This is a genomic window from Sphingomonas morindae (assembly GCF_023822065.1).
Lineage (GTDB): Bacteria > Pseudomonadota > Alphaproteobacteria > Sphingomonadales > Sphingomonadaceae > Solisphingomonas > Solisphingomonas morindae.
Genome location: NZ_CP084930.1, coordinates 211,795 through 235,553, shown reverse-complemented (window position 1 = coordinate 235,553; position 23,759 = coordinate 211,795). Strand labels below are relative to the sequence as shown.

At 70.2% G+C, this 23,759-nt stretch carries 30 protein-coding genes and 1 other RNA gene; 16 read left to right on the top strand and 15 right to left on the bottom strand.

What is annotated here, in order from left to right; genetic code table 11:
- The first annotated feature begins 68 nt into the window (after positions 1-68).
- From LHA26_RS01135 to LHA26_RS01125, 3 genes are read left to right on the top strand one after another with little or no spacing between them, the layout of a single operon-like run.
- Positions 69-521: a PDZ domain-containing protein gene (locus LHA26_RS01135; RefSeq protein WP_252166927.1), complete on the top strand. Its 453-nt coding sequence runs from the start codon at positions 69-71 to the stop codon at positions 519-521.
- Positions 496-1,182: a winged helix-turn-helix domain-containing protein gene (locus LHA26_RS01130; protein ID WP_252166926.1), complete on the top strand. Its 687-nt coding sequence runs from the start codon at positions 496-498 to the stop codon at positions 1,180-1,182. The genes LHA26_RS01135 and LHA26_RS01130 overlap by 26 nt, the downstream gene beginning before the upstream one ends.
- 4 nt (positions 1,183-1,186) lie before the next feature.
- Positions 1,187-2,536 (top strand): sensor histidine kinase, encoded by a 1,350-nt coding sequence (locus LHA26_RS01125; protein ID WP_252166925.1) that lies wholly within the window; start codon positions 1,187-1,189, stop codon positions 2,534-2,536.
- A 10-nt stretch (positions 2,537-2,546) separates the two neighbouring features.
- On the opposite strand, the gene LHA26_RS01120 is transcribed toward LHA26_RS01125, so the two are convergent.
- The 4 genes from LHA26_RS01120 to LHA26_RS01105 form a co-directional block, all read right to left on the bottom strand.
- Positions 2,547-5,903 carry a trifunctional glycoside hydrolase family 18/polysaccharide deacetylase/glycosyltransferase family 2 protein gene (locus LHA26_RS01120; RefSeq protein ID WP_252166924.1) on the bottom strand — a complete coding sequence of 1,119 codons (3,357 nt, stop codon included), beginning with the start codon at positions 5,901-5,903 and terminating at the stop codon, positions 2,547-2,549.
- Between the two features lie 208 nt (positions 5,904-6,111).
- On the bottom strand, positions 6,112-6,600 hold the full coding sequence (locus LHA26_RS01115) for an SH3 domain-containing protein (protein ID WP_252166923.1): 489 nt from the start codon (positions 6,598-6,600) through the stop codon (positions 6,112-6,114).
- 66 nt (positions 6,601-6,666) lie between these two features.
- Positions 6,667-7,950, bottom strand: a complete 1,284-nt coding sequence (locus LHA26_RS01110; RefSeq protein ID WP_252166922.1) for a sugar MFS transporter — start codon at positions 7,948-7,950, stop codon at positions 6,667-6,669.
- A gap of 38 nt (positions 7,951-7,988) precedes the next feature.
- On the bottom strand, positions 7,989-8,480 hold the full coding sequence (locus LHA26_RS01105) for a YbaK/EbsC family protein (RefSeq protein WP_252166921.1): 492 nt from the start codon (positions 8,478-8,480) through the stop codon (positions 7,989-7,991).
- A 110-nt stretch (positions 8,481-8,590) separates the two neighbouring features.
- On the opposite strand from LHA26_RS01105, the gene ndk reads away from it, so the two are divergent.
- Entirely contained in the window at positions 8,591-9,013 is a 423-nt protein-coding gene (gene ndk, locus LHA26_RS01100; protein ID WP_252166920.1) for a nucleoside-diphosphate kinase, read from the top strand.
- A 97-nt stretch (positions 9,014-9,110) separates the two neighbouring features.
- On the opposite strand, the gene rpoH is transcribed toward ndk, so the two are convergent.
- Together rpoH and LHA26_RS01090 are read right to left on the bottom strand one after the other, a co-directional pair.
- Positions 9,111-10,031 (bottom strand): RNA polymerase sigma factor RpoH, encoded by a 921-nt coding sequence (gene rpoH, locus LHA26_RS01095; protein WP_252166919.1) that lies wholly within the window; start codon positions 10,029-10,031, stop codon positions 9,111-9,113.
- A 58-nt stretch (positions 10,032-10,089) separates the two neighbouring features.
- The gene (locus tag LHA26_RS01090; RefSeq protein WP_252166918.1) at positions 10,090-11,043 is read right to left on the bottom strand and encodes an RluA family pseudouridine synthase; all 954 of its coding nucleotides are present in this window, start codon (positions 11,041-11,043) and stop codon (positions 10,090-10,092) included.
- Between the two features lie 18 nt (positions 11,044-11,061).
- On the opposite strand from LHA26_RS01090, the gene LHA26_RS01085 reads away from it, so the two are divergent.
- The 12 genes from LHA26_RS01085 to LHA26_RS01030 all read left to right on the top strand — a co-directional run bounded on the left by LHA26_RS01085 (position 11,062) and on the right by LHA26_RS01030 (position 20,250).
- Positions 11,062-11,472, top strand: coding sequence for a M67 family metallopeptidase (locus tag LHA26_RS01085; protein WP_252166917.1), 411 nt, complete (start codon positions 11,062-11,064; stop codon positions 11,470-11,472).
- 67 nt (positions 11,473-11,539) lie between these two features.
- Positions 11,540-12,190, top strand: coding sequence for a histidine phosphotransferase family protein (locus LHA26_RS01080; protein WP_252166916.1), 651 nt, complete (start codon positions 11,540-11,542; stop codon positions 12,188-12,190).
- A gap of 60 nt (positions 12,191-12,250) precedes the next feature.
- Entirely contained in the window at positions 12,251-14,578 is a 2,328-nt protein-coding gene (locus LHA26_RS01075; RefSeq protein ID WP_252166915.1) for a chemotaxis protein CheA, read from the top strand.
- Position 14,579: 1 nt separating this feature from the next.
- Positions 14,580-15,017, top strand: coding sequence for a chemotaxis protein CheW (locus LHA26_RS01070; RefSeq protein WP_252166914.1), 438 nt, complete (start codon positions 14,580-14,582; stop codon positions 15,015-15,017).
- An 83-nt stretch (positions 15,018-15,100) separates the two neighbouring features.
- Positions 15,101-15,469: a response regulator gene (locus LHA26_RS01065; protein ID WP_252166913.1), complete on the top strand. Its 369-nt coding sequence runs from the start codon at positions 15,101-15,103 to the stop codon at positions 15,467-15,469.
- Positions 15,470-15,480: 11 nt separating this feature from the next.
- Complete coding sequence (cheB, locus tag LHA26_RS01060; protein WP_252166912.1) at positions 15,481-16,581, top strand: chemotaxis-specific protein-glutamate methyltransferase CheB; 1,101 nt, start codon at positions 15,481-15,483, stop codon at positions 16,579-16,581.
- Complete coding sequence (locus LHA26_RS01055) at positions 16,578-17,459, top strand: CheR family methyltransferase (protein ID WP_252166911.1); 882 nt, start codon at positions 16,578-16,580, stop codon at positions 17,457-17,459. The genes cheB and LHA26_RS01055 overlap by 4 nt, the downstream gene beginning before the upstream one ends.
- Positions 17,460-17,498: 39 nt before the next feature.
- On the top strand, positions 17,499-18,200 hold the full coding sequence (locus LHA26_RS01050) for an N-acetylmuramoyl-L-alanine amidase (protein ID WP_437441243.1): 702 nt from the start codon (positions 17,499-17,501) through the stop codon (positions 18,198-18,200).
- A 39-nt stretch (positions 18,201-18,239) separates the two neighbouring features.
- Positions 18,240-18,621, top strand: an RNA gene (gene rnpB / locus LHA26_RS01045) — RNase P RNA component class A.
- Positions 18,622-18,650: 29 nt separating this feature from the next.
- Positions 18,651-19,319, top strand: coding sequence for a YoaK family protein (locus tag LHA26_RS01040; RefSeq protein WP_252166909.1), 669 nt, complete (start codon positions 18,651-18,653; stop codon positions 19,317-19,319).
- A 29-nt stretch (positions 19,320-19,348) separates the two neighbouring features.
- The gene (locus LHA26_RS01035; protein WP_252166908.1) at positions 19,349-19,876 is read left to right on the top strand and encodes a J domain-containing protein; all 528 of its coding nucleotides are present in this window, start codon (positions 19,349-19,351) and stop codon (positions 19,874-19,876) included.
- Positions 19,873-20,250 (top strand): thioredoxin domain-containing protein, encoded by a 378-nt coding sequence (locus LHA26_RS01030; RefSeq protein WP_252166907.1) that lies wholly within the window; start codon positions 19,873-19,875, stop codon positions 20,248-20,250. The genes LHA26_RS01035 and LHA26_RS01030 overlap by 4 nt, the downstream gene beginning before the upstream one ends.
- Here the strand turns inward: LHA26_RS01030 and LHA26_RS01025 are convergent.
- The 9 genes from LHA26_RS01025 to pspA form a co-directional block, all read right to left on the bottom strand.
- The gene (locus tag LHA26_RS01025) at positions 20,178-20,597 is read right to left on the bottom strand and encodes a hypothetical protein (RefSeq protein ID WP_252166906.1); all 420 of its coding nucleotides are present in this window, start codon (positions 20,595-20,597) and stop codon (positions 20,178-20,180) included. The two genes, LHA26_RS01030 and LHA26_RS01025, sit on opposite strands and share 73 nt — an antisense overlap.
- Positions 20,598-20,599: 2 nt before the next feature.
- Positions 20,600-21,010: a SufE family protein gene (locus LHA26_RS01020; protein ID WP_252166905.1), complete on the bottom strand. Its 411-nt coding sequence runs from the start codon at positions 21,008-21,010 to the stop codon at positions 20,600-20,602.
- A 102-nt stretch (positions 21,011-21,112) separates the two neighbouring features.
- Positions 21,113-21,352 carry a hypothetical protein gene (locus tag LHA26_RS01015; protein ID WP_252166904.1) on the bottom strand — a complete coding sequence of 80 codons (240 nt, stop codon included), beginning with the start codon at positions 21,350-21,352 and terminating at the stop codon, positions 21,113-21,115.
- A 26-nt stretch (positions 21,353-21,378) separates the two neighbouring features.
- Positions 21,379-21,666 (bottom strand): hypothetical protein, encoded by a 288-nt coding sequence (locus LHA26_RS01010; protein ID WP_252166903.1) that lies wholly within the window; start codon positions 21,664-21,666, stop codon positions 21,379-21,381.
- Positions 21,667-21,689: 23 nt separating this feature from the next.
- The gene (locus tag LHA26_RS01005; protein WP_437441267.1) at positions 21,690-21,887 is read right to left on the bottom strand and encodes a hypothetical protein; all 198 of its coding nucleotides are present in this window, start codon (positions 21,885-21,887) and stop codon (positions 21,690-21,692) included.
- 79 nt (positions 21,888-21,966) lie between these two features.
- A complete protein-coding gene (locus LHA26_RS01000; RefSeq protein ID WP_252166901.1) occupies positions 21,967-22,269 on the bottom strand; it encodes a hypothetical protein in 303 nt (100 codons plus the stop codon).
- A gap of 24 nt (positions 22,270-22,293) precedes the next feature.
- Positions 22,294-22,677 carry an envelope stress response membrane protein PspC gene (pspC, locus tag LHA26_RS00995; RefSeq protein WP_252166900.1) on the bottom strand — a complete coding sequence of 128 codons (384 nt, stop codon included), beginning with the start codon at positions 22,675-22,677 and terminating at the stop codon, positions 22,294-22,296.
- A gap of 51 nt (positions 22,678-22,728) precedes the next feature.
- On the bottom strand, positions 22,729-23,013 hold the full coding sequence (pspB, locus tag LHA26_RS00990; RefSeq protein ID WP_252166899.1) for an envelope stress response membrane protein PspB: 285 nt from the start codon (positions 23,011-23,013) through the stop codon (positions 22,729-22,731).
- Between the two features lie 3 nt (positions 23,014-23,016).
- The gene (pspA, locus tag LHA26_RS00985; protein WP_252166898.1) at positions 23,017-23,688 is read right to left on the bottom strand and encodes a phage shock protein PspA; all 672 of its coding nucleotides are present in this window, start codon (positions 23,686-23,688) and stop codon (positions 23,017-23,019) included.
- Between the last annotated feature and the right edge of the window lie 71 nt (positions 23,689-23,759).

Sequence of the window (23,759 nt, the reverse complement as noted above, 5' to 3'; positions counted from 1 at the left end):
CATGACAAATTAGTCATGCCGCCCCCATCGCGCCGAAGTGGCCTGGACGGCATTGTGGCGGAATGGGCGTGGGACATCGACACGGGCGGGGATCGGCGCGGCCGACCTTGTGGACGGCGGCGATCTGCCTCGTCGCCGCGCTCGCGATCGGCCTGTGGACCGAGCATCGTCTCGCCAACCGGGCCCGGCCGATCCTGTCCGGGCCGCTGGTGCCGGGCGTGACGCTGGTGGACGATCCCGCGCAGATGCCGGTGGTGACGAGCCTGCGCTCGGCCAGCGAGGCCGAGCAGCGCGGCGTGCGGGTGGGCGATCATATCGCGGCGGTGGACGGGCGCCCGGTGCACAGCGTCGCGGGAATCGCGGCGGTGCTGCACGCCCGCCAGCGCGCGCGCCAGCTTGCCCTTCATATCGTGCGTGGAAACGCGGTATGGACGGTGGCGATCGATCGGGCCGAACCGGTCGACACCCTTGTGACGGAGGTGTCCAACACCGCGCATGACCCACAAGATCCTTCTGATTGAGGACGATCCTCAAACCGCCGCCTATGTTGCCAAGGGCCTGGTCGAGGAGGGGATGACGGTGGACCAGGCCGCCACCGGGCGGGACGGCCTGTTCCACGCCACCGATGGCGGCTATGACGCGATCATCCTCGATCGCATGCTGCCGGGCATGGATGGCATGGCCGTGCTGGGCGCGCTGCGTGCCGGCGGCATCCACACGCCCGTGCTGATGCTCTCCGCGCTCGCGGCGGTGGACGATCGCGTCGCCGGCCTCACCGCAGGCTCGGACGATTATCTCACCAAGCCCTTCGCCTTCGCCGAATTGCTGGCGCGGCTGCGGCTGATGCTGCGGCGGGGCGGCGGCGGCGCGCAGCCGACCACGCGGCTCGGCTGCGGCGATCTCGAAATGGATCTGCTGTCGCGCAAGGTGCGGCGCGGCCAGCGCGCGATCGATCTCCAGCCGCGCGAATTCCGGCTGCTCGAATATCTGCTGCGCCACAAGGAGCAGGTCGTCACGCGCACCATGTTGCTGGAAGGCGTGTGGGACTATCATTTCGATCCCGGCACCAACGTGATCGACGTGCATGTCAGCCGGCTGCGCCGCAAGATCGATGACGGCGAGGCGGCGCCGCTGATCCACACCGTGCGCGGCGCCGGCTATCGGCTGGCGGTGGACAGCTAGGCGCGTGCGGCTGCTGCGCTCGTCCAGCCTGCGCTTCTTCGCTCTGGTCTTCGCGGTGCAGCTGGTGCTGGCCGGCTCGCTGCTGCTGTTCGTGCGCTATGTGATCGCGGACGAGCTGGAACGCAGCTCGCAGGCGCTGGCCGAGGCGCTGCGCGACGATTTCGTCGCCGATTGGCGCGAGGAAGGGACGGCCGGACTGCGCAAGCTCATCCCCTCGCGGCTCGCCAGCCTCGGCGCGCACGATGCCGCGGTGCTGTTCGACGATCCCGACGGCAATCATCTCGCCGGCAATATCGCCGACTGGCCGCCGCCGGTGGCGTTCCGGTCGGGCTGGCAGGTCTATACGCTGTACCGCATGGGGCGCGCCACGCCCGAGCGGATCGGCATCGTCACCACCAGCCTGCCCGACGGCTCGCACCTGCTCGTCGGCCATGTCATCGAGCGCGATCTTCATATCCGCCGGCTGACGGGCGAGGCGCTCGTCGCGGCGCTGTCGCTCACCATTCCGCTGGCGCTGCTCGGCGCCGTGGTGGCGACGCGCGTGGTGACGAGCCGGGTGGAGCGCATCGCCGAAACGGCGCGCGCGGTGGCGCAGGGCGAGCTTAGCCGGCGCGTCCCGGTGGAGGACGAGACGGGCGATGCCTTCGCCGAGCTGGCGGGTGCCATCAACCTGATGCTCGGCCGGATCGAGGCGCTGGTCTCCGAGCTGCGCATGGTGACCGATTCGCTGGCCCATGATCTGCGCTCGCCGCTCACCCGCCTGCGGGCGACGGTGGAACGGGCGATGCGCGAGACGGGCGACGAGGCCGCGCTGGGCGCGCTGGAGCGGGTCTCGGCCGAGGCGGAGACGTTGCTCGCCATGCTCACCACCGCGCTCGAGATCAGCCGTGCCGAAGCCGGGATCGGGCGCGACCGGCTGATCGACACCGATCTCGGCCGGATGATCGAGGATCTGGTCGAGATGTACGGCCCGCTGGCCGAGGAACGCGGCTTCAGCCTGCAGGCCGAAGGCAGCGCGCGCGCCCCGGTGCATCGCGAGCTGCTCGGCCAGGCGATCGCCAATCTCGTCGACAATGCCATGAAATATGGCCGGCCCGGCGGCGCCATCGGCCTGACCGTCACCGCCGAGGAGGGCGCGGTCGCGATCCGCGTGGAGGATGACGGCCCCGGCATCCCCGCCGATCGCCGCGAGGAGGCGCTGCGCCGCTTCGGTCGCCTCGATCCCGCCCGTTCGGTGAGCGGGGCGGGGCTCGGCCTGTCGCTCGCCGCCGCCGTCGCGCGGCTCCATGGCGGCACGATCACGCTGGGCGATCGCGCGCCGGGGCTGGCGGTGACGCTGCGGCTGCCCGCCTGAGCGTCGCCGCTCAGCCGGCCACGTCGACCCGGCCGGTGCGCTGCAGCTTGCCCCAGCCGACCCACGGACCCGAGAGCGCCGCGCCGATCGCGCGCAGCACCACCGAATACATCAGCTGGCGGTAGACGAAGCGCTGCGCCAGCAGCAGCAGCGCCGGATAACGGGTGCGGCGCGGCTCCAGCCGATAGGCGATCCAGCCGCAGAGCAGATCGATGCTGGTGAAGGCCATCCAGTAGAGGCCCATGCGCAGCACGTCGCTCTGCGTCTGCGCCCAGCCATGCTGGTGGACGCGGACGATGGTGGAGACGATGCTGATGCCCAGCGCGAGATCGATGATCGGCGAAATCGCCGCGAAGATGATCTGGAACAGCCAGGCCTGGGGCAGGCCGACCAGCGCCAGGCCCGGCGGCTTGCGCGTGCGCAGGATGGCGCGGTGCTTCCACAGGCATTGCAGCGTGCCGAACGCCCAGCGGAAGCGCTGGCGGGCGAGCGCGCGGAAGGTTTCGGGCGCCTCGGTCCAGGCGACCGCGTCGACATCATAGGCCACCTGCCAGCCGGCGCGCTGGATGGCGATGGTGAGATCCTGATCCTCGGCCAGCGTATCCACCGGATAGCCCCCGACCTGATCCAGCGCCGCGCGCCGCCATGCGCCCACCGCGCCCGGCACCACGGTGATGGCGTCGAAGCGGGTCAGCGCGCGCCGTTCCAGATTCTGGGCGGTCACATATTCCACCGCCTGCCAGCGGGTGACGAGATTGACGCGGTTGCCCACCTTGGCGTTGCCCGCGACGGCGCCGATCTCGGGATCGGCGAACCAGCGCGCCAGCCGGGCGATGGTCTCCGGCTCGAACTGGGTGTCCGCATCGAGCGCGACGACGACATCCCCTCGGGCCAGCGCCAGCGCCTGGTTGAGCGCGCGCGCCTTGCCGCCATTGGTCAGCGTCAGCAGCCGCACGCGCGGATCGCCGGCAAAGGCCTGGTCGACGATCGCGCTCGTCTCGTCGGTCGATCCGTCGTCGACGACGATCACCTCCAGCCGCACCCCCGTGCTCGCCAGCACCCGGCGCACCGAGGATTCGATCACGCGCGCCTCGTTGAAGGCGGGGATCAGCACCGAGACGAACCGCTCAGGATCGATCGCCGGCGGCGTCTCGCGCGCATCGGCGCGCCGCGCCAGCACCGCCAGTACCGCCAGCAGCAGCGCCCGGCCGATGCCGAGCGTGATGGCGAAGAAGAAGATCCATTTGAGCAGGCCGAGCAGCCCGGCGAGGAACAGGAAGATGCCGACATCGGCGCGCACCGCGAGCAGATCCTCACCCTTGATCTGCGGCATGGCGGCATCGCGCGAGACGCCGATCAGCTCCGAGGCGGTGACGAAATGATAGCCGCGCGCCTTGAGCGTGTGGATCAGCGTGGGCAGCGCCTCCACCGTCTGCTCGCGATCGCCGCCGGCATCGTGGAGCAGGATGACATTGCCCGATTTCTGGTCGTTGGAGGCGAGCACGCCGCGCAGGCTGTTGTCGAGAATGGCGGCGACGCCGGGGCGCTGCCAGTCCTCGCTGTCGACATGCAGGCCGACATTGAGATAGCCGTCCTCCTGCGCCTGCAGCGCCGGCACGAGTTCGTCGTCGGTGGTGGGCTCGGCGTCGCCAAAATAGGGCAGGCGCAGCAGCCGCGTGCCGCGCCCGGTATAAGCCTCGATCAGCCGCTGCGTGGCGTTCAGCTCCAGCCGGATCCCGCGCGGCGCGACCAGCGCCATATTGGGATGGGTGTAGCTGTGGTTGCCGATCTCGGACCCTTCCGCGATGATGCGGTTGAGCAGCCCCGGATGGCTGACGGCATTCTCGCCGATCACGAAGAAGGTGCCCGGCACGCCCTCGCGCTTGAGGATGTCGAGGATGCGCGGCGTCCATTTGCCGTCCGGGCCGTCATCGAAGGTGAGCGCGACATAACCGGGCCGATAGCCCGAGCGGGTGACGACATAGGGCGTCGGCAGGACGGTGAAGCGCTCGTCGCGGATCATCCCGCGCGCATCGGTGCGGATCACGCGGTGGCCGGGCGTGGGGGTGGCGGTGATGCGCAGCAGCTCGCCATTGCCCTCCACATCCACGTCGCCGATCGATCGCGGTTCCGATAGATCGGGGATGGTGCGCGTCTCGAAGCCGCGCAGCGCGTTCCACACGCCCGAATCCTCGGAGCCGAGGCGCCACAGCGCCACCCCGCTGGCGCCGAGCGCGTCCACCGCGCGCAGCTGGTTCCAGGCGCTGGCGGCGTCGGTCAGCCACACCGTGTGCGCCACGCCATCGTCATCGGCATAGGCGTAGGTGGCGTTGCCGCTCACCGGATCGAAGCGGATCTCGGCGCCATTGTCGTGCGCGGTCAGCCAGGCTTCCTCGTTCGTCACGACCGCGCCGGTCTGGCCCTTGGGCCAGTCATAGCCGTAATTGGCGATGGCGATGATCGCCTTGTCGCGGCCGATCTGGCGGATCGCGGCGCGCATCTGCTCGACGAACCAGGTCTGCGAGGCGATCGGGCCGGGCGCGCCTTCCGGATAATGTTCGTCATAGTCCATGATGAACAGCTTGTCGGCCGCGCGGGCATAGGCGCGCAGGTTCCAATCATCGTCGCCCACCGGCACGGCCAGCGTGACGAGCAGCCCGCGCGGGCCGAAGCGCGCCTTGGCCTCGGCGATGAAGCGCTGATAATCGGGCTGCGCGCTGGTCGGCAGATCCTCGAAGTCGAAGGCGACGCCGGCGGCCTGGAAGCGTTGCAGCACCGGCTCCAGCCGATCGAGCAGCTTGTGCCGCATCGCGGGGTTGTGGAGCAGCTTGGCGGCGCCCGCGCCATCCCACACGCCGCCGATCGCATTCTGCACCATCGGCAGCAATTTGGGCCGGCTGGTCGCGTTGCGCAGCACCGCGTCCAGCACGCGATCCTGGGTCACGACCATCTGGTGATTGGGCCCGGTCACGCTCACCAGATCGGGCACCAGCCAGTCCAGCTGGTTGACATGGCGCACCAGCGACGCCTTGGAATCGTCCGCCCAGGGCGCGTAGAAGCCGACCACCGTCTGGCGCACATGCGCCGCCCCGGCCGAGGCGCGCGGGCTCCACGCGCCGAGCGCCGCCGCCAGCTTCTGCGCGCGCCGGCTCAGCGAGCGGCCGACATGGGCGATCTGCGCCGGCAGCGGACGCGGCTGGGGATGTTCGCCGTGGAACTCGATCGGCTGCGGGATCGGCACATGCACGATCGTCATCGCGAACACGCCGGCGGCGGCGACCACCGCCAGCAGCACCAGCCCGAGCGCGCGGAGCGACCAGCGCTTCCGGCGACCGCTGGGATCATAGAAGACGGGCGCTTCGCTCATGCTCGACTCGTGCGGAAATGCGGGGGACGGGATCGGGCCGCCACAGGAAAACGGCGCCCGGCCGGGAGTGGGAAGCCGAGCGCCGTTCCGTCATGCATCGGCGTGACAGGGTCCAGGCCCGCCGACACACCCGCTATAGGAGAGGGCCGCGTGCCCGCCGGTGAAGGTCGCGTGAACCCTGTGTAATGTCGCCGGGGCGCGGGCTCGCTCAATCGAGCGTCTCCTGCGGATCGACCCCCCAGAGGCGGCTGGTTTCGACAAAGCCGGCGCGGCCCTCCACGTCCAGCCGGCACCAGCCGCCGCCGCATTTGGACACGCGCCCGATCACGCCGGGCTCGGCCCGCCACAGGATCGGCGCGGTGGGCGAAGGCGAGTCGCGCAAGGGCGCGGTTTCGCCGCGAACCATGGCGGTGCGCTGCGCGCCGAGCAGGTTCTGGATCATCCAGCCCGTCTCGCCATCGGGATCGCGCACCTTGCGCCATCCGGGATAGACTTCGATCACCTGCACCGGCAGCCCCTGGCGGCGATAGAGCCAGTTCGCCGGATAGTTGCGGCCCGGGCCGGTGCGCATCCGCGCCTCGCCGGCGCTGAGCGAGGCCCAATAGGGGGTGGGGCGGGCGCCGGGCATCTGCGGCGCGGCCGCCAGGGTGGAGGCGCCCAAGGCCAGCGCCACGCCCAACATTGCCGCCTTACCCATGCCTGACCCTCCTGTGGCCGGCCGCTTTAGGAGAGGCGCGGGGGCGGAGGCAAGGCGGGGCGCGCCTCAATCGCCCGCCGGCTTCCGGCTCGGCTCGAAATAGCCGAAGGCGGCGATGACCACGTAGCAGATCAGCGGGATCACCAGCGCCGCGCCGAGCGAGGTGGCATCGGCCATGCGGCCGGTGGCGAGCGGCACGATCGCGCCGCCGACGATCGCCATGCAGAGCAGGGCGGCGCCTTCGGCCGCGCGATTGTCGAGCCCTTCCAGCGCCAGCGCGAAGACGGTGGGGAACATGATCGAGTTGAACAGCCCCACGGCGATCAGCGCCCAGCCCGCGACCGGCCCGGTGCTGGCCATCGAGGTGGCGATCAGCACGACATTGGCGGCCGAGAAGAGGATCAGCATCCGGCCCGGCTCCACTCGCCGCAGCAGCGCCGCGCCGATGAACCGGCCGATCATCGCGCCGCCCCAGTAGAGCGAAAGCCGCTGCCCGGCCGCCACCGGATCGAGCGCCAGCACCGAGGGCAGCTGGAGATAATTGACCAGCATGCTGCCGATCGACACCTCCGCCCCGACATAGGCGAACAGCGCCGCCACGCCGAAGGCGATCCGCCGCCGCCCGAGCAGGCCGAGGATCGCGCCGAAGCCCACCGCGTCGGGCGTATCGGCGCGGATCGCGTTGCGGCGCACCGCGAAGATCAGCGCCAGCAGCACCAGCACCAGCGCGATCCCGACATAGACATTGGCGACGATGTGGCTTTCGCGCGCGCGGAACTGATCGAGCGCGGCGCCGTGCAGCGTCGCCGGATCGGTCGCGGCGGCGGTGCCGAGGATCAGATTGGCGCCGATATAGGGCCAGATCGTGGTGCCGAGCGAGTTGAACGCCTGCGCGAAGGTGAGCCGGCTCGATGCCGTCCGTTCGTCGCCCAGCTGGGAGATGAGCGGGTTGGCGGCCACCTGGAGCACGGTGATGCCGCCCGCGATGATGAACAGCGCGACGAGATAATAGCCATAGACGCCGGCGCGCGAGGACGGCCAGAACAGCGCCGCGCCCGCCGCCATGATCGCCAGCCCGACGACGATCCCGCGCATATAGCCGATCCGCGCGATCAGCGTGCCGGCGGGCAGCGAGAAGATGAAATAGCCCATGAAGAAGGCGAACTGGGTCAGCATCACCTCGGTGTAGCTGAGCGCGTAGAGCCCCTTGAGCTTGGGGATCAGGACATCGTTGAGGCTGGTGACGCCGCCCCAGATGAAGAACAGCCCGATCACCAGCCAGACCAGATCGCGTGAGGCGCGGCCCGCCTGCGCGGGCGGCGGCGCAGTGGGGGCGGTGGACGGGGCCATGGGCATCTCCTGTTCGCCACGCCTCGGTGGCGGGTTCGTCAACTCGCGGTGGCGACGCCGGTTGCGGACGACAACGTGCAGGCGCGCACCCACAGCCCGCCGGTCAGCGCCGCCAGCCGCTCTGGGCTTAGCTCGACCGAGGCGGTGCGATCGCCCGCGGCGGGAAAGAGGGTCTCGAAATCGCGCAGGCTGGTATCGAGCCAAATCGGCACCGGGCCGGGCAGGCCGAACGGGCAGACGCCGCCCACCGGATGGCTGGTGAGCGCCAGCACCGTCTCGGCGTCCAGCATCCGCGGCCGGCCGCCGAACGCCGCCTTGGCGAGGCCATTGTCGAGCCGCGCATCGCCGCGCGTCACCAGCAGCAGCGGCGCGCCCGCAACGGCTAGCGCGATCGTCTTGGCGATGCGGCCGGGCTCCACCCCCAGCGTCGCCGCGGCCTCGGCGACGGTGGCGGTGCTCGTTTCGCTGATCCGCACGCGCAGATCGGGCGCGCGGCGGGCGAGATCGTCGATCACGGAGGCGAGGCTCATGGCGCCAGCCTAGCGGCCCGCGCGCCGCATGGGAACGCTTGCCACGCTCCCGGCCGCCGCCTAGAGGGGCGCCACTTTCCTTCGTCCCAAGCAATGGAGCCCGCTCGGCCATGGCGACCGAACGCACCTTCTCGATCATCAAGCCCGATGCCACCCGCCGCAATCTGACCGGCGCCGTCACCAAGATGCTGGAGGAGGCGGGCCTGCGGGTCGTCGCGTCCAAGCGCATCCAGATGACCCAGGCGCAGGCCGAGGGCTTCTATGCCGTCCACAAGGAGCGGCCTTTCTTCAACGATCTGGTCAGCTTCATGATCTCCGGCCCGGTGGTGGTGCAGGTGCTTGAGGGCGAGGATGCCGTGGCCGCCAACCGCAAGGTGATGGGCGCCACCAATCCGGCCCAGGCCGAAGAGGGCACGATCCGCAAGGCCTATGCCGAGTCGATCGAGGCCAATTCGGTCCATGGCTCGGACAGCCTCGACAATGCCAAGATCGAGATCGACTTCTTCTTCAAGCCCGAAGAAATCGTCGGCTGATCGCGCGCGGCGGGCCGCCGGCCCACCGCCGACAGTCAAAGGGGCGCCCGCCATCACAGCGGGCGCCCCTTTTTGTTGAGCGACGACGGCCGTGCGATCAGGCGGGGGCGGGCAGCAGGCCCTTGCCGCCGGCCAGCCGCAACATCGCCTTTTGCAGCTTGTCGAACGCGCGCACCTCGATCTGGCGCACCCGCTCGCGGCTGACACCATAGACCTGGCTTAGCTCCTCCAGCGTCTTGGGATCGTCGGACAGGCGTCGCTCGGCGAGGATATGCTTCTCGCGGTCGTTCAGATCGTCCATCGCCTCGACGAGCAGCGCGTGGCGCACGCCCTTCTCCTCGTCCTCGGCGAGCCGCTCGTCCTGGAGCGGATCATTGTCGACCAGCCAATCCTGCCAGCTGCCCTCGCCATCCTCGCGCATCGGCGCGTTGAGCGAGCTGTCGCCGCCCATCGCCATGCGCCGGTTCATCGAGGTCACCTCCTCCTCGGTGACGCCGAGATCCTTCGCGATCTTGGCGACATGCTCGGGATGGAGATCGCCGTCCTCGAAGGCGTCGATACGGCTCTTCATCCGCCGCAGGTTGAAGAAGAGCTTCTTCTGCGCCGCCGTGGTGCCCATCTTCACCAGGCTCCACGACCGCAGGATATATTCCTGGATCGAGGCGCGGATCCACCACATGGCATAGGTGGCCAGGCGGAAGCCGCGATCGGGCTCGAACTTCTTCACGCCCTGCATCAGGCCGATATTGCCTTCCGAGATCAGCTCGGACGTGGGCAGGCCATAGCCGCGATAGCCCATCGCGATCTTGGCGACGAGCCGCAGATGCGAGGTGACCAGCCGCGACGCGGCCTCGGTGTCGCCATGCTCCTGGAAGCGCTTGGCGAGCATATATTCTTCCTCGGGCGCGAGGATCGGGAACCGCCGTATCTCGGAAAGATAGCGGTTCAGGCTCTGCTCGCCGCCAAGGGCGGGAATGGTGGCGGGCATCTTGCCGCCCGTCGCGCTCTGTGCAGCCATGATCAATCTCCCATCACCTGACGGGGCCGGACTCGGATCCGGTTCCGAATTGAAACCTCTATAGACGAAGTGCGGTGAACAGATCCTGCATATCGTGTGGAATTGTACTTCTCAGCGACATAGCCGCGCTTGTCACCGGATGTTCAAACCCCAGCACGGTCGCATGCAGCGCCTGCCTCGTAAAGTTCAACGCCTTGAGCAGCCCCTGGTGCCGTCCTCCGGCGCGACCATAGACCGGATCGCCGAGCAGGCCATGGCCGATCGACGCCATATGGACGCGGACCTGGTGCGTGCGGCCCGTCTCCAGCCGGCATTCCACCAAAGCCGCGTCGCGCAGCCGCTCCAGCACGCGCCAGTGCGTCACCGCGCGCTTGCCCCGGCCATCGGCCACGATCGCCATCTTCTTGCGATCCTGCGCCGAGCGCGCGAGCGGCGCGTCCACCGTGCCGGCGTCGCGCAGCGGCACGCCCGCAACCAGCGCGAGATAGCGCCGCTCGATGCTGTGGCGCGCGAATTGGGCGGCCAGCCCCTCATGCGCCTTGTCATGCTTGGCCGCCACGATCAGCCCGCTCGTGTCCTTGTCGATCCGATGCACGATCCCGGGCCGCGCCACGCCGCCGATCCCGGACAGGGCACCCCGGCAATGATGCAGCAGCGCATTGACCAGCGTGCCGTCGAGATTGCCGGCGGCGGGATGGACGACCAGCCCGGCGGGCTTGTCGACCACGATCAGATGCGCATCCTCATAGGCGATCACCAGCGGAATATCCTGCGCCTGGGCATCCGCCGGCGCCGGCTCCGGCACCGCGACGAGGAACGAATCGCCCGCCCGCGCCTTGCTGGCCGGATCCCGCGTCGCGCTGCCGTTCAGCGTCACCGCGCCGCTGGAGATCAGCGCCTTGAGCCGCTCCCGCGACAGGCTCGGCACGGCGGCCGCCAGCGCCCGGTCTAGGCGCCAGCCATCGGCTTCGGCCGCGATCACCGCGTTGATGTTGGAAACCCCCGCATTCATCCGCTAGCGGATGTGGGGATGGACGTTCATATTGCAAGAGCGCTGTACGGCCGCCTGATCGATGCCGCGGCGGCGGCGGCGGATCGCGAGATTTGCGGCCTGCTGCTCGGCGCGGCGCCGGATCGGATCGCGGCGGCCATGCCCGCCGCCAATGTCGCCGATCCGCCCGACCGCCAGTTCGAACTCGATCCCGCCGCGCTGTTTGCGGCGATGCGCGCGGAGCGGGCGGGCGGGCCGCGCCTGCTCGGGCATTACCACAGCCATCCATTCGGCCCGCCCACCCCTTCGCCGCGCGATGCCGCTTGCGCGAATGATGCGGGAAAGCTTTGGCTGATTATCGGTTTAGGTGAAGCGCGCCTGTGGCGGGCCATGGCCGGCGGGCGCATGCACGGGGCGTTCGAACCGGTCAGGCTCATCGTGGATGGTTAGGCGGTTGCGCTGCGGTGCGCCAGTCGCCACAAGGGCGCGCCTTGGCTATGGAAGAGAGGAAGAGGGCATGACGCCGGATGGCATCGACTTTGCGAGTCTGTTGTGCTCGCGGCTGTGCCATGATCTGCTCTCCCCGGTTGGCGCGCTGAACAACGGCATCGAGCTGCTGGCCGACGAGCATGATCCCGAGATGCGTGCCCGCTGCCTCGATCTCCTCGCCGAGAGCGCGCGGGCTTCGGCGAACAAGCTCAAATTCTTCCGCCTCGCCTTCGGCGCCGCCGGCGGCTTTGGCGACAGTGTCGACACGCGCGAGGTCAAGGCCGCGATCGAGGGGCTGTTCGGCGGCGATCGCCGCATCCAGGTGGGCTGGATGGTCGGCGACGCGGTGCTGAGCAAGGGCGCGATCAAAATCCTGCTCAACCTCGCGCTGATCGCGGGCGACGCGCTGGTGCGCGGCGGCCGGCTCGACATCGGCACCGAGACCAGCAGCGAACAGCTGGATATCGCCGTCAGGGCCGAGGGCCCGCGCATCGTGCTCGATCCCGAGCTGCGCACCGCGCTGACCGGCGGCACCGCCGCCGAAACCCTCACCCCGCGCGCGGCGCCGGCCTGGCTCACCTGGCAGCTCGCCAATCAGCGCGGCGGCGAGATGCTGATCGTCGAGCCGCAGGATGGCGTGCTGATGCTGGGCGCCTCGCTGCCCGTTCGGGGCGGCTAACCGCTTCTTTACCAGCACCGCTGCATCAGGGTTCGTCGAAACAGGCGGATCCGGGTGCGCATGGACGAATTGCTGGCAGACTTCATCGCCGAGACGCGCGAGACGCTGGAGCCGCTGGCGGGCGAGATCGTCGCCTGGGAAGCCAATCCGGCGGACAGCGCGCGGCTCGACGCGATCTTCCGCTTCGTGCACACGGTGAAGGGAAGCTGCGGCTTCCTCGATCTGCCGCGGCTCGAGCATCTCAGCCACGCCGCCGAGGGCGCGCTGGCCCAGGTGCGCGCGGGCGAGCGCGTGCCCGATGCGCGGCTGGTGAGCGCGGTACTCGCCATCATCGATCGCATCGGCGCGCTGGTGGAGGCGCTGGCCGCCGACGAACCCTATCCGCAGGAAGGCGACGAGGGCCTGATTCGCGCGCTCGAGCCGGCCGCGCCCGAAGCCGCGCCCACGCCGCAGCTGATGGCCGCGCCGCCCGCCGCCGCGCGCACCCCCGCGCGCAGCATCCGCCTCCCGGTCGAGCTGCTCGATCGCATGATGGCGGGCGTGTCGGACATGGTGCTCGCCCGCAACGAGCTGTCGCGCCGGCTGCGCGAGCGGGGCGGCGATGCCGGCATCGATGCCGCGTTCGAGCGCCTGTCCACCTGCGTCGCGGAGATGCGCGAGGCGATCACCCGCACGCGGATGCAGCGTGTGGATGGGCTTTTCTCGGCGCTGCCCCGGCTGGTGCGCGATCTCGCCACCGAGCTGGACAAGCAGGTGCGGCTCGTCGTCGATGGCGGCGATGTCGAGCTGGATCGCGAGATGATCGAGATGATCCGCGATCCGCTGACGCACATCGTCCGCAACTCGGTCGATCACGGCATCGAGGCGCCGGCCGCGCGGACGGCGGCGGGCAAGGCGGTGGCGGGCACGCTCCGGGTGGCGGCGCGCCAGGCGGGCAACCAGATCCTGATCGAGATCGCCGATGACGGCGCCGGCGTGGACGACGAGAAGCTGGTCAAGAAGGCGATCGCTGCCGGCCTGCTGACGGCCGAGCGCGCCGAGCGGCTGACCCGGCGCGAGCGGCTGGACCTGGTGTTCGCCCCCGGCCTCAGCACGGCGCGGGCGGTCACCTCCATTTCCGGCCGAGGCGTCGGCATGGATGTGGTGCGCGCCAATGTCGAGCGGATTGGCGGCGAGGTCGAGATCGACAGCCAGCCTGGGCGGGGCGTGCGGCTGACGCTGCGCGTGCCGATGACGCTCACCATCATTCCCGCACTCACTTTCTCGGTCGGTTCGGAGCTTTTCGCCATTCCGCGCGGCGCGGTGGACGAGATCGCCCGCACCGCCGGCGGCTCGGTGGTGGTGGAGCGGGTGGGCGGCGCGCCCGTCGCGCGCATCCGGGGCGAGCGGTTGCCGGTGGTGGAGCTGGCCCCGCTGCTCGGGCTTGCGCCGCTGGTGGATGCGGGGCAGGCGATCCTCGTCGTCGTCCGCGCGTCCAGCGGCGAGCGCTACGCGCTGGCGGTGGACAGCGTTCACGATCATGAGGAACTGGTGGTGAAGCCCGCCGCGCCGGCCATCATGGCGACGGGCGTCTATGCCGGCACCACGCTTCCCGACAATGGCCGGCCGATGCTGCTCATCAATCCGGCCGGCGTGGCGCAGGTGGCGGGCGTGCGCGCGGTCGAGGCGCTCGGCACGGTCGAGCTGGAGGCCGCCAACGACGACGCCGAGACGGTGCCGACCTTGCTCTTCCAGGCGATGGACGGGGCGGTGCGCGCGGTGCGGCTCGGCCTGGTCGAGCGGATCGAGGATGTCCCCGCGGAGGCGGTCGCCTGGGCGGCGGGCCGGCTCGGGCTTGCCCATGACGGGCGGATCCTGCCGCTGTTCGGCTGCGACAGCCCTGGCGATGCCGCCAAGCTGCGCGTCATGCTGTTGGGCGACGGTGTCAACGAGATCGCCTACGCCATTGTAGAAGTTGTGGATATTCACGAGCTGCCACCCAGCTTCATGCCCGCCGCCGCGCCCGGGCCGATCGCCGGCGTGATGCTGGTGGAGAACCGGCAGGTGGAATTGCTCGATCCCTTTTGGCTGTTCGCCGAAGCCGGCGGCGGCGTCAGCGCCGCGGCGCGCCCGCTCTGCCTCGTGGATGGCCGCGACGGCTGGATGCGCGACGTGCTGCGCCCGCTGGTCGAGCAGGCGGGCTATCGGATCGGCTTTGTCGACGAGAGCGAGGAGGTGCCCGCCGTCACCATCCTCGCCGCCGAGCGCGAGCGGCCGGTCAGCTATGGCCCCGGCGCCGTGATCCGGCTGCGCGCGCGGCCCGAGGCGGCCGTGCCGGACGACAGCATCTTCCGCTATGATCGGGTGCGGCTGATGGCCGCCCTGGCCCAGGCGCGCGGGGAGGGGTGAGATGAAGGAACTGAAGCTCATCGCCCGCATCGCCGGCCAGCGCGTGGCGCTGCCCACCGATGCGATCGAATCCGTGGTCGAGATCGACATGATCAGCCCGGTGCCGCTGGCGCCGGTGCATATCGCCGGCCTCGCCGCGCTGCGCAGCCGCGTGCTCACCATGATCGACAGCTATGCCGCGCTCGGCATCGAGGCCCCCCTTGTGGAGACGGAGCGCCAGGCGGTGGTGGTGACGGTGGACGGGCATCTCTACGGGCTGCTGGTGGACGAGGTGGACGATGTCATCACCGCCACCGGCGAGCCCGCGCCGCTCCATGGCGGGCTCGATCCCGGCTGGGCCGCGGCGGCGATCGGCGTGGTGGAACATGAGCAGGCCTCGCTGCTGCTGCTCGATCCCGCACGGCTGGTGGCGGGAACGCGCCGCGCCGCCGCCGCCTGATTTCCGCAGCGTGCGATTAACGGGCTGCTTACGAAAACGCTCTACACACTGCCAAGCAACATGCGTGCGAGTTGGGGTTTGCCATGAAGACCTGTCTGGTTGTCGATGATTCGAAGGTTATCCGGAAGGTTGCGCGGCACATCCTGGAGACGCTCGACTTCAGCGTAAGCGAGGCGAGCGATGGGCAGGAGGCCCTGGATCGCTGCCGCCAGCAGGCGCCCGACGTGGTGCTTCTGGATTGGAACATGCCGGTGATGAGCGGGATCGAATTCCTGCGGGCGCTGGGGCAGGAAGAGGGGCTGAGCCAGCGCCCCAAGGTGATCTTCTGCACCACGGAAAATGGCGTGGCGCACATCCGCGCCGCGATCGATGCGGGCGCGGACGAATATGTCATGAAGCCGTTCGACCGCGAGACGCTGGAAAGCAAGTTCGCGCTGGTCGGCGTCGCCTGATCGCCCCGGCGGTGGCCACCTCGCTCCGTTATGGTCGCGGGCCCGAGCGCGCGCCCACGCGGCTGCTGCTGGTCGATGATTCAATCGTCGCGCGCTCGGTGTTCCAGGCCATTCTCGGCCCGCATCCCGAGTTCGAGGTGGTCGGCACCGCCAGCACCGCGGGTCAGGCGCTCGCCGCGCTCCATTCCACCAGCGTCGATATCGTGCTGCTCGATCTCGCCATGCCGGGCATGGATGGGCTGACCGCGCTGCCCGAGATCATCCGCCATGGCCGCGGCGCGCGGGTGCTGGTCGTCTCCGCCTCGGCGGCCGACGGCGCCGATGCCTGTGTCCGCGCGCTCACGCTTGGTGCCGCCGATACGCTGGAAAAGCCGCGCGCCGGTTTTGGCGAAGGCTTCCGCCAGGATCTGCTCGAGAAATTGCACCGGATCGGCGCCGAAGGCCGGGGCCGCGAACCGGCCGCGCCGATCGCGCCCGTGCCGGAGGCGCTGCCGCTGGCCTCGCGCCAGCCGGGCCGCGTCGGCTGCATCGCCATCGGCGCCTCCACCGGCGGGCTCCACGCTCTGTCCGATTTCTTCCGGGCGCTGCCGGCTTCGGTCAGCGTGCCGATCCTCATCACCCAGCATCTGCCGCCGGTCTTCATGCCCTATTTCGCGGCGCAGATGGCCGATATCGCAGGCCGTCCGGCCAAGGTGGCCGAGGAGGGCGCGCGTCTGCGTCCGGGCGAGATCCTGGTCGCGCCGGGGGATGCGCATCTCGGCGTGCGCGCGATCGGGCAGCGCGTGGTGGTGGCGCTGGATCATCGCCGCGCCGTGTCGGGCTGCCTGCCCTCGGTCGATCCGATGTTCGAGGCGGTGGGCGCGGTGTTCGGCGCGGAGGCGTTCGGCGTGGTGCTCAGCGGCATGGGGCGCGATGGCAGCATCGGCGCCCGCCAGCTGGTGGACGCCGGCGGCGAGATCGCCGCGCAGGACCAGCGCAGCGCCGTGATCTGGGGCATGCCGGGCAGCGTGGCGCGCGCCGGCCTCGCCGCCACCATCGGCGAGCCGCGCGCGCTGGCGATGCGGCTGGTCGAGCGGCTCGGAATCCGCGCGCCGGTCGGGGATCCGGCATGAGCGCCGGCTGCGAGGAAGTGGGCGAGGGTGCGCTGCGCATCCTGGCCGGGCTCGTCGAAGCGCGCACCGGCCAGCAGTTCGCGGCGGATCGTCGCTGGCGGCTCGACAGCGCGCTGCGGCCGCTGCTGGCGCGGTTCGACGCGCCGACGCTCGATTCGCTGATCGGCCGCGTCATTTCCGGACGGGAGGCGGCGCTGGCGGATGCCGTGGTCGAGGCGCTGCTCAACCACGAGACGTTTTTCTATCGCGACATGGCCTCGTTCAAGCAGCTCGAGGAGCAGGGCCTGGCGCGGCTGCGCGAGGCGCGGGCCGAGCGGCGCACGCTCCGCATCTGGTCGGCGGGCTGCTCGACCGGGCAGGAGCCCTATTCGCTGGCGATGATGTTCGCCGATCGTGCGGCGCACTGGGCGGGATGGCAGATCGAGATCCTCGCCACCGATCTTTCGCCCGAGGTGATCGTCCGCGCGCGCGCCGGGCTCTACAGCCAGATGGAAGTGCAGCGCGGCCTGCCGATCCGCCAGATGATGCGCCGGTTCGACGCGCGACCGGGGGATAGCTGGCAGGCCAATGAGGCGCTGCGGCGCGCGGTGACGTTCCGCGTCCACAATGTCCTCGAGCCGCCGCCCGCCGGTCCGTTCGACATCATCCTGTGCCGCAACGTCCTGCTCTATTTCTCGGCCGATGTCCGCCGGCTGGTGTTCGACCGCCTGGCCAGCGCGATCGCGCCCGACGGCGTGCTGATGCTGGGCGCGGGCGAGACCACGCTCGGCCAGACGGCGCGCTTCGTGTCCGACGAAGGCTGTCGCGGCCTGTTCCGCCCCGGCTGCGCCGAGCCGGATTCGCACGATCCGCCGACGCTCTGGATGAGCCGGGCTTGACGCGCCGGCACGGGCACGCGAGGCAGGGGCATGGTAGCGATGATCGAGCGGCCCTCGCCCAATTTTAATGAGCGGACCCTGCCCGTATCGCTGCTCGTCCTGCACTATACCGGCATGGAGAGCGCCGAGGCCGCGCTCGAGCGGCTGACCAGCCCGCTGTCGGAAGTCTCGGCCCATTATCTGATCGACGAGGATGGCGGGATCGTCCGCCTCGTGCCCGAGGAGAAGCGCGCCTGGCATGCCGGGCGCGGCTGGTGGCGCGGCATAACCGATCTCAATTCGGCCAGCATCGGCATCGAGCTGGTCAATCCGGGCCATGAATTCGGCTACCGGCCCTTTCCGGAGCCGCAAATGGCGGCGCTGATCCCGCTGATGGGCGAGATTGTCGGCCGCTACGGCATCACGCGCGGCAATATCGTCGGCCATTCGGACGTCGCGCCCGCGCGCAAGCAGGATCCGGGCGAGCTGTTCGATTGGGAAAGGCTGGCGCGGCTGCGGCTGGCGCTGCCCACGCCGCACAAATATCTCGTCGATCCTTTTTGGACCGATGGCGGCTTCCTGCTCGCGCTGGAGCGGTTCGGCTATGATATCAGCGCGCCCGAGGCGGCGGTGCGGGCGTTCCAGCGCCGCTATCGCCCGGCGATCCTCGATGGCGTGATCGATGGCCAGTGCCGCGCCATCCTGCTGTCGCTGCTCACCGGCGGCGACAAGGCCGCCGCGCTGCGCCAGCAGCAGGGCTGAGCTTGCGTCCGCCCCGGATATAGGGCACCAGCGCCCGCGCCAGAGGGCCGGGCGGCCGCTGCTCGCTTCGGCGGGGAGAGGAAAGTCCGGGCTCCACGGGAATACGGTGCCGGGTAACGCCCGGCGGGGCGGCGCCCTGGGCGCCGCTTCAGGGACAGTGCCACAGAAAGCAAACCACCGTCGCTTCGGCGCGGCCAGGGCGAAAGGGTGCGGTAAGAGCGCACCGCGTCTCCGGCAACGGGGACGGCACGGCAAACCCCACCGGGAGCAAGACCGAATAGGGGCCGCACAGGGGGCTGATCCCGCCCCGCGGCCCGGGTTGGTTGCTTGAGGCCGGGCGCGAGCCCGGTCCTAGAGGAATGGTCGCCTATCCGGCGGAAACGCCGGTGGACAGAACCCGGCTTACAGGCCCTCTGGCGCTTTCCCGCGCGACCCGATAGCAAGGGGCCGATGCTCGACAGACCGACGCCTGACCGCAAGGCCATCGTCCTGCTGCTCCTCGCCATCGCCGGCTGCGTGGATGCGGTCGGCCTGGCGGAGACGGGGCAGTATTTCGTCTCCTTCATGAGCGGCAACACCACCCGCATGGGGCTGTCGCTCGCCTATGGCCAAAGGCTCGAGGCGCTGCTGCCGCTCGGCCTGGTGGCGCTGTTCGTCGGCGGCACCACGCTGGGCGCGCTGATCATGGAACGCAGCGGCCGCGCCGGCGCCGCGCCGGTGATGGTGGCGCAGGCCGCCTTGCTCGCGCTCGCCAGCTGGGGATTTGGCACCAGCCGCCCCGCTCTCGGCGTGCTGCCGCTGCCGGTCGCCATGGGGCTCGCCAATATCGTGATGATGCAGAACGGCACCGTCCAGCGCGGCGCCACCTATGCCACCGGCACTTTGGTGCGGCTGGGCGTGGGCCTGGCCCGGCTGGGCCGGCGGCCGGGCGAGGGCGGCGCGGTGCTGCATGATTTCGCCTGCTGGCTCGCGCTGCTCGCGGGGGCGATCGGCGGCGCGCTCGGGCGCTTGCATCGCGGCGACGCCATTCTCGCCGTGCCGGCGGCGGCGCTGCTGGTGATCGCGCTGGTGGAGCTGATCGTGGCGCGCCGCGCTTTTTCGACGATCGACCGTCGCTAAAGCGCGGTCGCTTCCCTACATGCCGGAAGATGGCACGGCAGACGCGTTCGAACGACTGGGGCTTTCCACGCTGGCGCGGCTATGGCGGCGCGCGCGGCGCCAGCCATGTGCGGCTGTGCGACCGCGAGGGCTGCGACGCGCCGGGCGATCGGCCCGCGCCCAAATCGCCCAACAGCCCCGAACGCTGGTATTTCTGCGAAGCCCATGCGGCCGAATATAACCGCAACTGGGATTATTTCGCGGGGCTGACCGCCGAGGAGGCGGCGCAGCGCGAGGCGAAGGAGCGGCGCGAGGCGTCGGGCTATGCCGATTCCGCCTATAATCGCTGGGCTGGCCCGGGCGATGGCCGCCGCTCGCGCGAGGAGATGCGCGCGCTCGCGGTGCTGGAGCTTGAGAGCGATGCCGGCCTCGACGAGGCGAAGGCCGCCTGGCGCCGGCTCGCCAAGGCCAATCATCCCGATGTGCGGCCGGGCGATCCCGAGGCGGCGGAGCGGTTCCGCGCGGTGCAGGCGGCCTGGGACGTGCTGCGCAGCGCCGAGGAGCGGCGCAAGCCATGAGCGGGCGGATCAAGCGCGACACGGTGCCGGCGCACTGGGACGCGGCGGTGCTGGTGTGCGGCAAGTGCAGCCGCAAGCTGGGCGGCGGCTTCGGGCCCAAGGGCAAGACGTCGCTCGCCAAGCTGTTGCGCAAGCGCGCCCGCGGCAAGGGGCGCAAGGCGGACTATGGCGTGATCGAGACGCCCTGCCTCAAGCTTTGCCCCAAGGGCGCGGTGGTCGCCATCGATGGCCGCGCGCCGGATCGCTGGCAGCTGATCCGGCCGGGCGAGGAGGAGGGGCGGATCGCCGAGCGGCTGGGGCTTCAATCGCCCTCGCTGTCGGGCAACGGATCCTTGCCCGAGATGCGCCGCGCCAGCGCCGCCGCCGACTCATAGCTGCCGAAGGCGCCCGAGAGCTGGAGCATGTGATCCGCCGCCAGGCCGCCGGCGGGGCTGGCGCCGAGCGGCTTGCCGTCGAGCGTCGCGGCGATCGGCGTCGCGGCGGGCTTGCCGCGGGCCAGCGCCTCCGCCAGCGCGGGCGCCAGCGTCACCATCAGCGATGGCTTGCCGGCCATGTCGGGCAGGGCGCGCGCGTCGAGCACCTGGGCGGGGGGTACGAGTTGCCCCGCCACCTCGAACCGGCCGGTGGCATAGCTCGGGCCGGCCTTGGGCGCGGCGGCAATCGCGCTGCTGCCGCCGAGCAGCAGCGCCAGGGCGAGAATGGCGCAGGTGCGGCGCTTCATGGTCAGGCGTCCTGATCGAGTCGCGCCGCCGTCTCGCGGATCAGCGCGATCATGTTGGGAATTCCCTGGGTGCGATTGGAGCTGAGCTGGCTCTGCAGCGCGAACGGCGCCAGCGCCCCCTCGATATCGGCGGTCGCGATCTCGGCGGCGGGGCGGTCCTGCACGGTCAGCAGCACCAGCGCGATGATCCCCTTGGTGATCGCAGCATTGCTGTCGGCGAGGAAATGCAGCCGGTCGCCCGCGCGGCGCGGATAGACCCAGACCGAGGCCGAGCAGCCGCGCACCAGGGTCGCGTCGGTCTTGAGCGCGTCCGGCATGGGTTCAAGCTGGCGGCCGAGATCGATCAGCAGGCGGTAGCGATCGTCGCTGTCGAGAAAGCTATAATCGTCGAGAATGGCGTCGAGGCTTGGCATGGCGCCCGACCTAGCAAAGCCGATCGCGCGCGTCACCGCCGCTCTGCGGCGCCCCGGACGACCCCCACGGCATCCGAGGCGCCGCGCCCGCGGCGGCGGGATTCACAGATCGATGCCGGCGGCGATCGCCTCCAGCTTGCGGACGCGCTCCTTGAGATCGGCCAGTTCGATCCGCGCGCCGGCCGGGCTGGGGCGCGCCGCCGGCTCGGCGGGGCCGTGGCCGAGCGCGGCATGTTGCAGATCCAGCCAGCCGCGCCAGCCGGCAAGGCCGCCGGCGATGAGCATCGCCAGGCCGATCAGGCCGCACAGCGCCAGGGTGACGATTTCGGCAGGTGCAGTCATAGCGAATTCCTCGGGTCAGCCGCCGGTCAGGCGCGATCGCGCAGCGCCTCGATCTCGCGGTCGAGCGCGGTGCTGCTGTCGGTGGCGATGCGTTCGAGCGTCGCGACGCGCGCCTTGAGCGCGCGCAGCTCGCTGCGCAGCTCGGCATTCTCGGCCTCGCTGGCGGCCAGCGCGGCGGACGGGCGCGGATCGCCCTCCTCCTCGTCGCGGCGCCGGCCGCAGGCGCGGCGCTGGGGCAGCCCCAGCTTGGCGCGCACGATGCTGCCGATCACGCAGATAAGAACGATCGTGACGATCATCTCGGGCGGGTTCATCTCTCTTTCCCCTCTGGTCTGGTCTAGTTGAGCGGGCTGTCGCGCAGCCGGTCGATCTCGTCGGCGAGGCTGGTGGAGCGGTCGGTCAGGATCCGCTCCAGCACCGCCACCCGCTGCTCCAGCCGCTCGGTCTTGGCGGCATATTGCGCCGCCTTCTCCGCCGCGGTCTCGGACATGAGTTCGAGCTGGCGGCGCTTCAGCCGCATCCAGGATTGAAACATGTTCCCGACGATGCCGCCGCCGATGGCGAGCACGGGGATGCAGACGGCGATGGTTCCGGCAAGGCTCATGGTCGGTCCCTCAGTTGGCGGCGCGGCGCAGCTGCTCGATCTCATGATCGAGGCGGAAGGCGCCATCGGTGACGATCCGCTCGACCGTGGCGAGACGATCGCGGATCGCCGCCACCTCGGCGCGCAGCTGGGCATTTTCCTGGGTGAGCAGGCGCACCCGCTCCCCCGTCTCGCCGCCGGCGCTCCGCCCGCCGCCCCGGCCGTCCTGCGCATGCTCGTAGCGGAGGCGCATCCATTGGGTGAAGACATAGGCGGCGATCGCGGCGGTGCCGACCATGGCGGCCAGCAGCGTGTGGAAATCGGACGGGGTCATCGCGTCTCTCCGGGGCAGGGGCGCTCAGCGCAGGCTGTCGATCTCGTCCGCCAGCCGGCGATTGTGGCTGGTGTAATAGACTTCGAGATCGGACAGGCGCCGGTCGATGTCGCGAAAGCGCGAGCGGACATCGCGGACCGAATTGCCCGGCCGGGTGCGGACATCCTGCCAGAAGCGGCGCTCCTCGGCGCTGTCATAGGCCAGCTCGCCCGGCTTGTCGTTCGCCATCCAGGCCGCCGCCCAATAGGCGATCAGCGTCCAGGGAAAGCCGCCCACCACCGTCAGCACCACCATGCCGACACGCACCAGCGTGACGTCGAGGCCGGTATAGTCGGCGAGGCCGGAGCAGACGCCAAGCCATTTGGCGTTGCGCTTGTCGAGATAGAATTTGGTGCGACGGGGGGTCATCTCTCTCATCCCTGTTGAGGCACGGCCAGCGCTCTGGCTCTTGGACGAAGATCAGGCGTGGCCGGGCCAATCACCTTCGGGCAGGCGGCGTTCGGGGCGGTCCGGCCGCTCGCTCGACGCCCGCCAATGGGGATCGTCGGCGGCGACGATCCGCTCGATGGTGGCGAGCCGCTCGTCGAGCCGGCGCGCCATGTCGTGCAGTCCGTCGAGCAGATTCTCATCCTCCACCGAGAGGCCCCGCGCGCGGCGCCACTGGGTGACGTAGTGGAGGATGATCCACGGCACGCCGATGAACAACATGCCGCAGATCACGATCGGCAGGAGCACGTCTTCCATCGCTCAGCCCTCCCGGGCCGCGAGGCGGGCCTTGAGCGCGGCGAGATCGGCGTCGACCTTGTCGGCGCTCTGCAGCTCCGCGATCTCCTCCTCCAGCGTGCGCGGCGCCGCGCCCATGCCGGCCGCCTCGGCGCGGCCCTCGGCGAAATCGACGCGGCGCTCCAGCGTCTCGAAGCGCGCGAACGCCTCGTCGATCTTGGGTCCGTTGGTCATCTCGCGCAGGCGGACGCGGTTCTGCGCGCTTTCCAGCCGCGCCACGATCGAGTTCTGGCGCGCGCGGGCCTCGCGCAGCTTGTTCTGGAGCTTGGCGATGTCCTCCTCGGAGGCGCTCAGCGCCTCGTCCAGCGTGGCGATCTCGCCGCGCAGCTGCTCGGCCATGTCGGCCGCCTTGCGCTTCTCCACCAGCGCCGCCTTGGCGAGATCCTCGCGCCCCTTGGATAGGGCCAGCTCGGCCTTTTCGGTCCAGCTCTGCTGCAAGCCATCCAGCTTGGCGATGTGCCGCTTCATTTCCTTCTGGTCGGCGATGGTGCGGGCGGCGGACGCGCGCACCTCGATCAGCGTTTCTTCCATCTCCATGATGATCATGCGGATCATCTTGGCGGGATCATCGGCGCGATCGAGCAGGTCGGTCACGTTGGCGGCAATGATGTCTCGGGTGCGGGAAAAAATTCCCATAGCTGAACTCCTGCTTCCCTCGCTCGTGAACCGCGCGGGGCGGTGACACGATCATTCTATGCAGAAGCCGT